Raw genomic sequence first — 12,963 nt, 5'->3', positions numbered from 1 at the left:
CAAGGAATACTTTCACGCTTTCAAAATTTCAGCTGCTCTCAAAACTGTATTACAAGTATTTTTTGTTATACAAATACTACGGAACGACTATAAAAAACTTTGGCCTGTTGTAGCGCTCACAATGTTATTTCTTTCAGGACAAATAGGGTTTGCGCCCTGGGAGCAACTGCAAAAAAATCTTTGGTTTTTAGATAAATACCTTTTTGTGGTTCTTGCATTCGTGTATGTACAGACCATTGAGAATGTGTCGAAGTATTACCCGCTGTTCTTTAAGGTTTTTGAAGTATTCATTATCATAAATTCCATCTGTATTGTCTTGGGGTTGTTTTTGCCAACCGATTGGTTTAACACGTATTATGGCACGGCAAAACGCTTTGGGCTTAATGGTACTATTTTACGTTCCGGAGCCTCCACCTATATTTACTGGATTGCACTTTTTTACTATGCTTGTGAATGTTTTGTCCTAAAAAAGAAAAAATACCTTCCCTTTGGTCTTGTGTTTATTGCTTCGCTACTATTGGGCACCAAAGCCATCTTTATAAGCTATATTTTTCTAGGATTTTTTATTTTTATCTTACTGCGCGGACATAAAAATAAATGGGTGCTCATTTCCGCCATAGTAGTTGCGCTTTCAGGATTTGTGTTTTTTGATAATCTATTGCATTGGCTTGTCGCGCAATCCCCTTCGCTTCAGAAAGTATATGATGAAAGAGGAATTTGGTCGGTTGTTTTTTCTTTACGCGACCAACACCTGTTAGAGGAAATGCTCCCATTAATCCAAGAAAAATGGACGTGGCGTAATTACTTATTTGGTGGGGGGTATGATATGCACTTCCGTAGCCAGTTTGGGTTGCTGGATCTTTTCTATTTTTTCGGTATTATAGGAATGGCAGCATATCTTTTTATCTTCGCAAAATTATTTTGTAGCTTTAAAATAAATAATATAACGAGTCTCTTTTTACTTGGTACTTTTGTGCTAATGGCTTTTAGCGCCAACTTCTTTTACGAAACCATATTGGCGTTTCATTTGGTGTTTGCAAAGAGTTATTTTGAACGCATCGATCCATAAAGAACGTTTGTAAATACAATTAATGGCAAAGAGTTTTTGACTTTCTTTTAGGAGGCTTCATTTTTTAAAATCCCGTTTTCAATCAATTTATCTATAATGGGAAGCAGTTTTTTTATGGGATATTTAGATCTTTCTGACATAGCAATTAAATCATGGGCTCCGTCAGCCAAATTTAATATCCACATCATAGCTCTTATGTGGTCATCATTGCCAGTTTGAGTAAAAGTTGGGTACAACCCACGTTTACCTAATTGCGGCTCGCCATAAGGCATAGTATTAATATAATTTTCATTTCTTTCAATCAGCTCGATAATCTCTAAATACTTGTTTACAGTGCCTTCCATGGCTTCAAAAGAGATAAAATCTTTATTATCTGCCGAGGTATGATACTCAGGATACACAGCATACATGGTGCGCATTAAAGAACCCATTGGCAAATTAAATCCTGGGGAACAGTATTGTCTTTCATCACTACCATTAGGAAAAAATTCCACAAGGTTAAAATCTCCTTCAGACTGATTTAGGATGGTTAACGCTGCTCTATCTGAAATACTATCACCTCTCCTGCTTTTTTTGTAGGTGAAATTTCCTGGGTCACCTACACAAGTAAGAATAAAGCCTGCGTGTAGGTTTTTTTTCCAGTAGTCTCCATATTTGGAAAGTATATAAATAGCTCCAATGGTTTCAGGCACAAAAACAAATCGGTAGGTATATTTAAGGTCTTTCTGCTCCTTTAGTTTTTTATAAATAAATGCTGAGACTAAAGGACCCGACAATTCATTATTTGCCATGGAGGGATGACAAATGTAGGTTGAAATTAAAATTTCTTTTTCGGAGGTACCTTTAATAACCGCTTCAGCAATGGTCATAGAACCACCAGAGTCTAAAGAGGAATCTATAAAAACTTCATAGGTATCATCTTGATCAAGTTCTAAAAACTGATTATGAGACAAACAAAACCCCCACCGTTCTTTGTAATAAGAACACAGATAGGGTATTAATTCTGGTTGGTCGGGCAGTGTATATAAATGCTCTTTTAATTCGGTATAGGTAAGGGTTCCTTGAAACGGAACAGAATACCCCAGGATATGTAGATTGGTAACTGCAAAATCTACAATTTTTTCGCCTTTGCTATTTTTAATCCACGCCTCTTTAATGTTCCATTCTGGCGGCACTTTCCAGTCGAAACATTTAGTACCCGAAGGTACTTCCGTAACTTTTAAATCGATTAATTCTTTTAATATTTCGATTGTTTCCCTGTTGCCGTTTCCCGTAAGACTTCTGCTTATTGGCCAAAGTCTATCGAAATACGCTTCCATTGTATCTTTCATACTAGTTCTTTGGGTAAAATTTAATCTTTACTAATAGAAATTTCATAAACTCTATTTCCTCTTCAGTTAAGCGCTTAGTGTACGTTCGGTTAGAAACGTCAAAAATTGTTTTATCACTTTCTTCCAGATTTGTGGAGTCTTTTACAATGATTATTGATTTTGGAAAGTGAGGATTTTTTTTATAAAAGATATCTAATTGCCCAGTCATCACTTCATATTTTTTGTCAATGGGGACATCTTCATATTGAGTACCAAGTTTATCGGTTATATCTTTAGCAGGGACCCCTGCATAGATATGATTTTCTTCCATATCTCTGGTAATGACAGAGCCAAGCATGGCCATGCTTTTTGCTTTGGCATGAATGGGAGACACAAGGCAGTGCCCAACAAACCAAACATCGTCTTCCACAACCATAGGCGCCACAGATTCCCATTTGCATCCCTCCAAGGTATCACCAAAACGAATATGTGACCAAAGCTGGCTACCTGCGCCAATTCCAACGCCGTTCCCTATGGTAAGCCCACCGTGAGTATTTAAGATGCACCCTTGACCAATCCAACAGCAACTTCCTATTTTTGCGTCTTTATATCCGGAAATCATAGTGTCTTCCCGAATCATGGTATAATCTCCAATTTCAATAGAAGGGCAAATAATCTCTATGTTTGAGGCAAGAAAAACACCATCTCCAATAATCACTTTTTTTGCAGGAATTGGTGTGCTGGTAGCATAATCATATCCTCCTGAAATTCTTACGCCATCTGCTATTCTAGCTCCTTTTCCAATGTGTATTTCGTCTGCACTAATGCTGTATTTTTTTTCTTCTGCCATTTTTTCTGTTTTTCAAGTTCGACCATAGGAGTATACTTTTTAAAACGATACAACTTGCCTGACTACAAAATTAAGGGAATTTTTATGAATGCTTGGGCTATATAAAAAGGAATAATACTGATGATCTAGGCTACACAGTTGTTTTTAAGAATTTTTTTGTACTTTTAAAATAAACCTTCCAACAAACATCTTTTTATGAAACCATTTTGGCGTTTCATTTAGTGTTTATAAAGTGTTATTTTGAAAAATTTAAAAAAGAATGAAAAATCCAATCTATTTAATCTGTCTGGCAACGCTTTTCCTTGCCGCCTGTTCCAGTAATGATGACACCTTAAATGAGGAAGAAGAAGTAACGCTGGCCACGGAAAAAATATATTTACATAGGTGGATTGATTTTAATTCTGATTTGAGAATAAATGTACAATTCGACCAATTGGATTTGTCTACGAATACAATCGATTCTACACAGATGGGAGTCTTAGGATATGATCAGTATGGAACAGCTGGTTATTCGTCTTCAAGAAATATTTTAGGGTATAGTACATATAAACAAGGAGGTGGTATTGCAGAGCCCGAAATTTCTACCAGACAATGGGTAGACCTTGATAACGAAACTAGCTATGATTTTGATCCAACGAATAACAGGTTTATGACCACTAGTGAGAATTATGGATTCTTCACCAATGTTCCTTTTATACCTGCTTCAAATTTTCCTTTGATAGATCGCTTTAAAATCTTTAGAGTAAATTTCGAAACCTCAGAACAAGACATAGTTTTTAATTATGAAAATGAATTACACGCTTATAACCTGAACAAGAGTTTTTATAAAGAAGAAACCAATCAATTATTCAGCATTTCAAAAGATGAGAATGATAACCATATTTACTCAAAATTTGATCTGTCTACAAATCAATTTCAAATCTATTCATTAGAAAACCTATATCAAAATATTGTATACACGCCAAATGGGGATTTATATGCTACAGAGAAAAATGGCAATACAATTTCGGCTCTGGTACAGCTCAACCCAAATACAGGAGAAGTAATCAATGAGATTGCTACGTTAAATTATCAGGGAAAATCAAGCCTAGAGCATATTGTTGCGTCAAATAAATTAATCCTTCTACACAATAATGACTCATGGGAATATGATTTTGAACGAATCGTTACCATCGATTTATCTTCAGGTGAGCGTTCACAAATCGACTTACCTCACTCATATATTGAATTAATAGTAGACAACATCTTGTAAATAAACAGACAAAAGCTACCTTTGCCCCCAATTAAAAAACGGGCAACCCTTTGCAACACCTACCCAAAATAAACATCCTAAATACCACCATCCATAATCTTTCCATGAAGGAGACATTGGCGTTGGTATCTAACGCTATTTCTGAAAAAAAGCAACTACATCACGTGGTTGTAAACGCAGGAAAGATTGTAGCCATGCAAAAAGATGAAGCCCTACGCAAAAGTGTCATCGAAAGCGACATCATTAACGCAGATGGCCAAGCGGTGGTCTGGGCAGCTAAAATTCTAGGAAAGCCTTTAAAAGAACGTGTCGCAGGCATCGATTTAATGGAGAATTTGGTGGAACTGGCACACCAACAAAATCATAAAATATTTCTACTGGGCGCCAAAGAAGAAGTAGTGCTTAAAGTTTCTGAAATTTATCAGGAAACGTATAATACAAACATAATCGCAGGCTACCGGAACGGATATTTCACAAAGGAAGACGAACCCCAGATCGCTCAACAAATCGCCACTAGTGGTGCCCAAATGCTTTTTGTTGCCATTACGTCCCCCATTAAAGAAAACTTTCTTTACAATCACCGTGAATTATTAAAAGACGTGCCCTTTGTCATGGGCGTTGGTGGCAGTTTTGACGTTATTTCAGGACTTACCAAAAGAGCACCCGTCTGGATGCAAAACGCAGGCTTGGAATGGTTTTACCGTTTCCTACAGGAACCACAACGTATGTGGAAACGGTATCTTGTAGGGAATAGCACCTTTATTTGGTTGGTGCTGAAGGAGAAATTCAGTAAACAATAAATTGGAATTGTCACTCTAGGGTTGCGGCAGGATTTTATGAAGCAGCATCAAAATAGTACCGAAGTGAAAATTCAAAAATCTACAATCCGCAATCTACAATCGTTAATCATTTTTTCTCACTATCTTTCAAATCTCAAAAAAAACCGCAGTTTTAAGTCATGAGAATACTACTTCAGTCCATATATCCGTACATGTTTCTGCTGTTATACCTCACCATCCCATTCGATAACTATATGCGGGCCTTGCCTAATATCTTGCTTATCGCGTTGGCAGTTGCGTTTCCCTTTGTCGTTTCAAAAAACGATTTTAAAAAATTAAAAAGACTCCCTACCTTACTTTTTATTGGCTTGGTCCTTTTTGTTTTGGTACAAGCACTAGTTTTAGGAAGACTTCAAGTAGACAGTCCTGTGCTGGAGAAAATAAATCTGGCAATTGGCCTCGTCATTTTATATGTGCCCATACAAGGGTTTCAAAAAATAAAAAAAGCCATTATCTTCTCTTCCGTAGCGGCGATACTTTTTTCGGTCGTTAGTATTGTAGTAGGGGTCTATCAAGGAGCTGAGTTTGAATTGTTGAATTCCGGAAACCTCATTGAGGTTATGCTGGTAGATCGTCTGTATCTAGGCCTCTTGTGCGTACTTAGTATTGTAGCATCCTACAGCTTATTACAAAACAAATACCATCCAAATAATAGTTATTATGTGGTGGCCATTATTCTCAATGTGTTATTTATTTTACTCATAGTCTCTAGAATTGCCATTATTGCGCTTATCATACTTTTTATTTTAGGATTTTTCTATAAGAGGAGCAAAGGAACGCAGGTAATTTTTGTGGTGGCAACGCTTTTTTTGGGTCTTGTATTAGTGTTTATTCTGAATAACGATTTCAGAAAAAAGATATTCTACACCCCAACCAACACAGAGAGTAAGGGTCTGGTTGCCAACACGCTAGAAACGGAGCCACGAACCATTATATGGAACTGCGCTCTGTCAATTTCTGAAATTAATACCGAGTTCTGGAACGGTATCGGTTTTGCCAATACCAATGAAGAACTCATAAATTGCTACCAGAATAGTATTGAAGATGAACAAAAAAGAGCGTGGTTGGTCGCAAGAAAATACAACACCCACAATCAATTTTTAGACATGTACCTTGCGACAGGAATTATAGGAATTGTATTGTTTATTGGTTTTATCCTCTTTGTTTTTCTTCGGAATAAAAGACAGTTTTTCCCCACAGCATTGCTGGTTACTAGTATGATGTTTTTGTTGGTAGAAAACCTATTCCATAGACAAATTGGAGCGTATTATTTTGGTTTTGTACTTATTATGCTATTAATTAAACCAAATAAGCTTCAAAATGAAGAAATAGAAGCCGTGTAAAAGCACAACAAATTGTACTTTTGCCGCATGAAACAGAAGAATAAATTCTGAAAATTTTAGTTAGATGAAGATTACAGTAATAGGAACAGGATATGTAGGATTAGTTACGGGTACCTGCCTTGCAGAAACGGGCAACGAAGTGGTATGCGTAGATATTGATGCCGAAAAAGTAACACAAATGAAAAGTGGTGTCGTCCCCATTTACGAACCACATCTAGATGTTTTATTTGACCGTAATATACAAGCAAAAAGACTTTCCTTCACAACCTCTTTGGACGAAGGTCTGGAACACGGACAAATAATATTCCTAGCCCTGCCAACCCCAGAAGATGAAGATGGCTCTGCCGACTTAAGCTATGTGCTTAATGTTTCTGAAGAAATTGGACAAAAAATAAAAGACTATAAAGTAATTGTAGATAAAAGCACCGTACCCGTAGGAACTGCAGAAAAAGTACAGGCTGTAATTGCCAAAAATGCTTCTTGTGAATTTGACGTAGTTTCCAACCCAGAATTTCTACGCGAAGGCTTTGCAGTAGATGATTTTCTTAAACCCGAACGCATTGTGGTAGGCTCCAGCAGCGCGCGTGCTACAGCACTAATGCAAAAGCTCTACGCACCGTTTGTGCGTTCCGGAAATCCAATAATCATTATGGATGAGAAATCGGCAGAGTTGACCAAATATGCGGCCAACTCATTTCTGGCTGCCAAGATTACCTTTATGAACGAGATTGCCAACTATTGTGAAAAAGTGGGTGCAGATGTAGATAAAGTACGCGTAGGCATGGGAACCGATAGCCGCATAGGAAAACGTTTTCTCTTTCCGGGCATTGGCTATGGAGGTTCTTGCTTTCCAAAAGACGTAAAAGCCTTGCAAAAAGCAGGGAAAGATCAAGGGTTCGATTTTAAAATACTGGACGCAGTTATTGAAGTAAACAAAAAACAAAAGACCATCTTACTGCCTAAAATTGAAGGATACTTCAACAATACTTTAAAAGGAAAAAATATTGCTATTTGGGGATTAGCCTTTAAACCTGAAACTGATGATGTTCGAGAGGCGCCATCCATAGATGTGATGAATGCGCTCATAGAAAAAGGCGCAAACCTCACGGTTTTTGATCCAGAAGCGATGCCTAATATTAAAAAACAGTTTGGGGATAAACTTACGTACGCCCATTCTATGTATGACGCTTTAGAAGGAGCAGACGCATTAGTGATTTGTACCGAATGGAGTATTTTTAGAACTCCAAACTATCAAAAACTAAAGCAACTATTGGCAAACCCCGTCATTTTTGATGGAAGGAACTTGTACAATGTAGAAGATATGGAAGCAGAAGAATTTACGTATTATTCCATAGGTAGAAAAACAGCAGAATAGATATGAAAAAGAGAGTTCTCATAGCAGGTGCAGCAGGATTTTTAGGATCTCACCTTTGCGATAAATTTATGGCAGAGGGGTATCGTGTTGTGGGAATGGATAACCTAATTACGGGGGATCTTAAGAACATTCAGCATTTATTTGAAAAAGAAGATTTTGAGTTTTATCATCACGATATCACAAAGTTCGTACACGTACCAGGACGGATAGATTATATCCTGCATTTTGCATCACCAGCAAGCCCAATAGATTATCTTAAAATACCCATCCAGACTTTAAAAGTAGGATCTTTAGGAACACACAATCTGTTAGGATTGGCAAAAGAGAAAGGGGCAAGAATTCTCATTGCTTCCACGTCCGAAGTATATGGAGATCCTTTGGTACATCCACAAAGTGAGGAATACTATGGCAATGTAAATACCATTGGTCCTCGGGGTGTCTACGACGAAGCAAAACGTTTTCAGGAAAGTATTACCATGGCGTATCATAGATTTCATGGCTTGGAAACACGCATTGCCAGAATTTTTAACACCTACGGTCCAAGAATGCGATTAAACGATGGTCGTGTAATCCCAGCATTTATAGGACAAGCGCTTCGTGGCGAAGATTTAACTGTCTTTGGAGATGGACAACAAACACGTTCCTTTTGCTACGTTGACGATCAAGTTAATGGGTTGTACCAGTTGTTGTTGAGCGATTATTCATATCCCGTAAACATCGGAAACCCAGACGAAATTACCATCTTAGAATTCGCCGAAGAAATTATCAAACTTACGGGCACTGCACAAAAGATAATCTATAAGGAATTACCAAAAGACGATCCTTTGCAGCGACAACCTAATATTGAAAAAGCAAGAGAAATTTTAGGGTGGGAACCAAGGATATCACGAAGCGAAGGCATGAAAATAACGTTCAATTATTTTAAGAGCCTCTCCAAAGAAGAGCTGTTCAAGAGTGAGCATAAAGATTTTACCAAACACAACAGGGGGTAATGATATTTAAAAGCGGTAGATACTCAGGGTTTTTAAGACCTCTTTCCTATGCAATGGATTTAACCATCATTTTTGCATTGGCTTTCTATTTTTTTCAGGATAGGTTGCTCTATTTTCAATACGTAGTTTTTATTTTATTGGCGTGGGTAATACTCTCATTAAAATCCAATTTTTATGAAATTTATCGATTTACTCATGTTTCAAAAATAATGTCGCTCATTGGAAAGCAGAGTATTGTTTTCTTCTTAATTGTTTTTTCATTTTTCGGATTTTATAGCGAATTAGATATTAACGCCTGGGAGGTTGTAAAGTATGTGCTTACTACTATCCTGTGTATTACCATCTTAAAGTTTACTGTTTTCTTTATTTTGAAACGATACCGAAAACGTTTTGGCGGGAACTCTAGGAAGGTTGTTATCATTGGTCTTAATAAGAAAACAGACCAACTCCGAAAGTTTTTCAACCGAAACCCAGAATACGGGTACCGATTACAAGAAATATTCGACGTAAAAGATTCAGACGATAAACTGGACGCATGTTTCGACTATATACATAATAACGACGTAGATGAAATTTACAGTTCTATAGGTCAATTAAGTAACAAGCAACTCTCAAAGCTTATTGAATTTGCAGACAATAACCTTAAACTACTCAAGTTTTTACCAGATAATAAGGAGATTTATAGCAAGCAATTAGATTTCGATTATTATGGCGTATTGCCCATTTTATCGATGCGTAAAATACCAATAGACACCCCTTTTAACCAGTTTGTTAAACGTACTTTCGATATCGTTTTGTCAGTCTTGGTGATTGTAGGCATACTTTCTTGGCTCACTCCAATTCTAGCATTGTTTATCAAGTTAGAATCTAAAGGCCCCGTATTTTTTAAGCAAAAAAGAAATGGCTTAGATTATAAAGAATTTAACTGCTACAAGTATCGCTCTATGCGTCCCAACCCGATGGCAGATTTGCATCAAATTCAGAAAAACGACCCTCGGGTGACCAAAGTAGGGAAGATAATTAGAAAGACCAGCATAGACGAACTACCACAATTTATCAATGTATTAAAAGGCGATATGTCTGTAGTAGGGCCACGGCCCCACATGGTAAGTCATACACATATGTACGCCGAACGAATCGATAAATTTATGGTGCGTCATTTTATAAAGCCCGGCATCACAGGATTAGCACAAGTTAGTGGCTATAGGGGCGAAGTGGAAGACGACAATCATATTATTAACCGTGTGAAGTACGATATTTTCTACTTGGAGAATTGGTCGTTATTTTTAGATCTTAAAATAGTTTTCCAGACTATTTATAACGCATTGCGTGGTGAAGACCGGGCGTACTAGAGGTTTTCCAGTTGCTTTTTAAATCCCTCAAATTGTAGGTTGAAATCAAATACATCCATGGCATTTTGTTGCACATTTTCCTTCGGAAATTTTTGAACTTCAGCAAGTGTTATAGTGTTTAAAAATTGTTGAAGAATTTTAAAATCCTGAACAGGAACCACCCACCCAAGCTTTTGTTTTTCTACTAAGTCGCCACCTTCTCCCCCTGCCATATACAATAAGGGCAAACCCAGTCTTGCATATTCAAAAATCTTGGAAGGCACCGAACCATAAATCCGATTTACTAAAGGAATAAAAGCAATATCATACTGAGTGAGCTCGTGATGTAACTGGCTTCTGGTTACAGAACCGTGATAAATAATGCTATGGTTTTTAGGTTGTGAAATAACTTCAGCATCTGGACCCTCTCCATATATATGAAATTCAACCTGTTCAGGAATCGTAATTTTCGAAAAGATATAAGACAGTCCTTGTGCGACTCCCAACAACCCTGCATAAACTATTTTAATGGGGAGTTGGGGTGTTTTAAGTGTAATTCGGGCAGTTTGAAAGTTTGGAAAATTTCGATACAAAAAAAGCAGTGTCTTAGGATTCTTGGATTTAATATGCTCTAAAATCTCTTCAGATTGCCCTAAAATCAAATCGGCTTTTCGGTAACAGAAGCTTTCCATTTTTTCAAGAAGTGAATAATAGAACCCTTTGTTTAGCAGCCCCATTTCGAATCCCGCCAATGGCCATAGGTCCGAAACATTCAAAATAGTTTTTTTCCTAAATAACCAACTCCAAAAAACTGCTGTAAAACCCACAAATACGGGAGAATACTGTATGAAAACCTGTTTTGGAATGGGTTTCAGTATAAAAAATAGAGCTAGGCTTTTTGAGAAAGATAGCATACTCCATAACCGCACAAACTTGTTGGTAGATTTGCTGGGCCATACCCATAATCTATAGACGGTGATGCCGTTTTCAATGGTCTTAGCATATAGTTTCCCTCTGAATTTTGAAAACACCCTTCCCGTAGGATAATTGGGGAATGGGCATACCACTTGTACTTTGTAACCACTGGCTTGTAAAGATTGCGCCAGTACCTCTATTCTGTTAGGTGCCGCTCCTTGCTCTGGCGGATAATAATTACTAACCAATAAAATAGATTTAAACGTCATCTACAGGTGGGATATAAATTGTTTCAACTTACCGCGATGGCTTCTGTCAAGCAAAGCCACTCTTTTACACTGCAAATTTATAGCGATTCCTAAATACGTGTATAAGGACTCGTTTAGGGTATTAATTTCAGCCGTATTAAGGTCCCGCTCGGCTACGTAGGTGAACGTAAACGTCTCCAAAGTGTTTTGCTCCATGATAAACTCCTGCACCACGCTAGTGGCCCTCATCGCGCTTTTGACTACATAATAAAAAGTATGGCCTGGAACCGTGGTGCCGTTTGCCAACGTGGCATTGTCGTTGGCACGGCCAATTAATTGTTTTAAAATGGGCTTCTTAAAGGTAGATCTTTCATCCATAATGCCCAAATCACCCACCTCGTAGCGAATAAAAGGATGGGCTTTGTTGTACAGCATGGTGACCAGTATTGTGCCGGGCGTTCCGTTGGGGACTGCTTTGCCTTGTTCGTCTACAAGTTCAATAAAAACAGAGTCACTATTAAGTTGGAAATCATCTTCCAGATTGGTAAATGCAAGTAAATCCAGCTCGCTCGCGCCGTATTCGTTCACTACAGGAATGCCTAGTTGACTTTCAAGCAGTTTTTTATCGTCTGGGAAGAGCATTTCACTGGTGACGATGCAGGTTTTTAGTGTGGGGCAAACTTCGGTTAAGATGAGTTTTTTTTTCTGAAGGAACTTAGCAAAAAGCACGATAGAACTTGTATGTCCGTTGAGGTAGTCAAATTTTTTTTTCCGAAATATTTCTAGAAAAGAGGCTAATTTTTTTTCCGAAAGATCAAAAATAGGAAAGCGGTATCTGTTACTAAAGCGGTCTTTCATCCGTTCTTTTTGATAGGCTTTAAACTCCAGTGGAATTCCATAAAACCGAGCTTGATACGAGGTATTAAAATCTATCCCATACCAACCAAACCTATCCATAATCCCCGCCCAGGTGAGTGCGTGGCAAAAATTATCTTTAGCATACTGCAACGGCGTCCCACTACTGCCTGAGGTTTTTCCTGTATATATTTTTTTTAAGCTGAAGTTTTTCGATAATCGCTCTTGTAAAGAAATTTGTAAATCTTTTTTCTGAAGCATAGGAATGTTTTCCCAGGCTGAAACATCCTTAGCACCTATAAATTTTTTATAGAAAGAATTGTTTTGAAGATGGTATTGCAGGATTTCAGATCGAGCATTTTCCAGATAATCGGGGTACTGAGCTTCCGAAATTTGCTGAATTTCCCGCAAACGCTGCTGTGCTTCCTTTATAGGAAACCCTTTCATCCGCAATGTGAAATCAAAAATATTCAAATTAAAAAGGAGCTGTTTTGTCATACAAATGTAGCGAAACTGTATCGTGAAATACCTATTTTTGCATCAAGATACACCGAAGCTGTAAGCGAAGGTTGTAATTCAAAAAT

The 12,963-nt window shown here is 37.6% G+C and carries 11 protein-coding genes; 7 read left to right on the top strand and 4 right to left on the bottom strand.

Features of this window, described 5'->3' with window-relative positions:
• Positions 1-121 precede the first annotated feature (121 nt).
• On the top strand, positions 122-1,069 hold the full coding sequence (locus ACQ2HF_RS04135) for a hypothetical protein (RefSeq protein WP_432412259.1): 948 nt from the start codon (positions 122-124) through the stop codon (positions 1,067-1,069).
• Positions 1,070-1,116: 47 nt separating this feature from the next.
• On the opposite strand, the gene ACQ2HF_RS04130 is transcribed toward ACQ2HF_RS04135, so the two are convergent.
• On the bottom strand, positions 1,117-2,400 hold the full coding sequence (locus ACQ2HF_RS04130) for a DUF4910 domain-containing protein (RefSeq protein WP_432412258.1): 1,284 nt from the start codon (positions 2,398-2,400) through the stop codon (positions 1,117-1,119).
• A 1-nt stretch (position 2,401) separates the two neighbouring features.
• Entirely contained in the window at positions 2,402-3,229 is an 828-nt protein-coding gene (locus tag ACQ2HF_RS04125) for an acyltransferase (protein ID WP_432412257.1), read from the bottom strand.
• Positions 3,230-3,488: 259 nt separating this feature from the next.
• Here ACQ2HF_RS04125 and ACQ2HF_RS04120 point away from each other — a divergent pair, with 259 nt between their 5' ends.
• From ACQ2HF_RS04120 to ACQ2HF_RS04095, 6 genes are all read left to right on the top strand, one after another.
• Entirely contained in the window at positions 3,489-4,481 is a 993-nt protein-coding gene (locus ACQ2HF_RS04120) for a hypothetical protein (protein ID WP_432412256.1), read from the top strand.
• A gap of 50 nt (positions 4,482-4,531) precedes the next feature.
• Positions 4,532-5,281 (top strand): WecB/TagA/CpsF family glycosyltransferase, encoded by a 750-nt coding sequence (locus tag ACQ2HF_RS04115; RefSeq protein WP_432412255.1) that lies wholly within the window; start codon positions 4,532-4,534, stop codon positions 5,279-5,281.
• Positions 5,282-5,439: 158 nt separating this feature from the next.
• Positions 5,440-6,663, top strand: coding sequence for an O-antigen ligase family protein (locus ACQ2HF_RS04110; protein ID WP_432412254.1), 1,224 nt, complete (start codon positions 5,440-5,442; stop codon positions 6,661-6,663).
• Positions 6,664-6,727: 64 nt separating this feature from the next.
• Positions 6,728-8,038: a UDP-glucose dehydrogenase family protein gene (locus ACQ2HF_RS04105; RefSeq protein ID WP_432412253.1), complete on the top strand. Its 1,311-nt coding sequence runs from the start codon at positions 6,728-6,730 to the stop codon at positions 8,036-8,038.
• A gap of 2 nt (positions 8,039-8,040) precedes the next feature.
• A complete protein-coding gene (locus ACQ2HF_RS04100; protein ID WP_432412252.1) occupies positions 8,041-9,030 on the top strand; it encodes a UDP-glucuronic acid decarboxylase family protein in 990 nt (329 codons plus the stop codon).
• On the top strand, positions 9,030-10,382 hold the full coding sequence (locus tag ACQ2HF_RS04095; RefSeq protein ID WP_432412251.1) for an undecaprenyl-phosphate glucose phosphotransferase: 1,353 nt from the start codon (positions 9,030-9,032) through the stop codon (positions 10,380-10,382). Before ACQ2HF_RS04100 ends, ACQ2HF_RS04095 begins: the two co-directional genes overlap by 1 nt.
• Here the strand turns inward: ACQ2HF_RS04095 and ACQ2HF_RS04090 are convergent.
• Entirely contained in the window at positions 10,379-11,545 is a 1,167-nt protein-coding gene (locus ACQ2HF_RS04090) for a glycosyltransferase family 4 protein (RefSeq protein WP_432412250.1), read from the bottom strand. The genes ACQ2HF_RS04095 and ACQ2HF_RS04090 overlap by 4 nt on opposite strands.
• The gene (locus tag ACQ2HF_RS04085; protein WP_432412249.1) at positions 11,546-12,877 is read right to left on the bottom strand and encodes a phenylacetate--CoA ligase family protein; all 1,332 of its coding nucleotides are present in this window, start codon (positions 12,875-12,877) and stop codon (positions 11,546-11,548) included. It lies immediately after the preceding gene.
• Positions 12,878-12,963: the final 86 nt, after the last annotated feature.

Source organism: Rasiella sp. SM2506 (assembly GCF_050859505.1).
Classification (GTDB): Bacteria; Bacteroidota; Bacteroidia; order Flavobacteriales; family Flavobacteriaceae; genus Marinirhabdus.
Note: the sequence above shows the minus strand (reverse complement) of the source record. Positions and strands in the feature narration are given on the sequence as shown.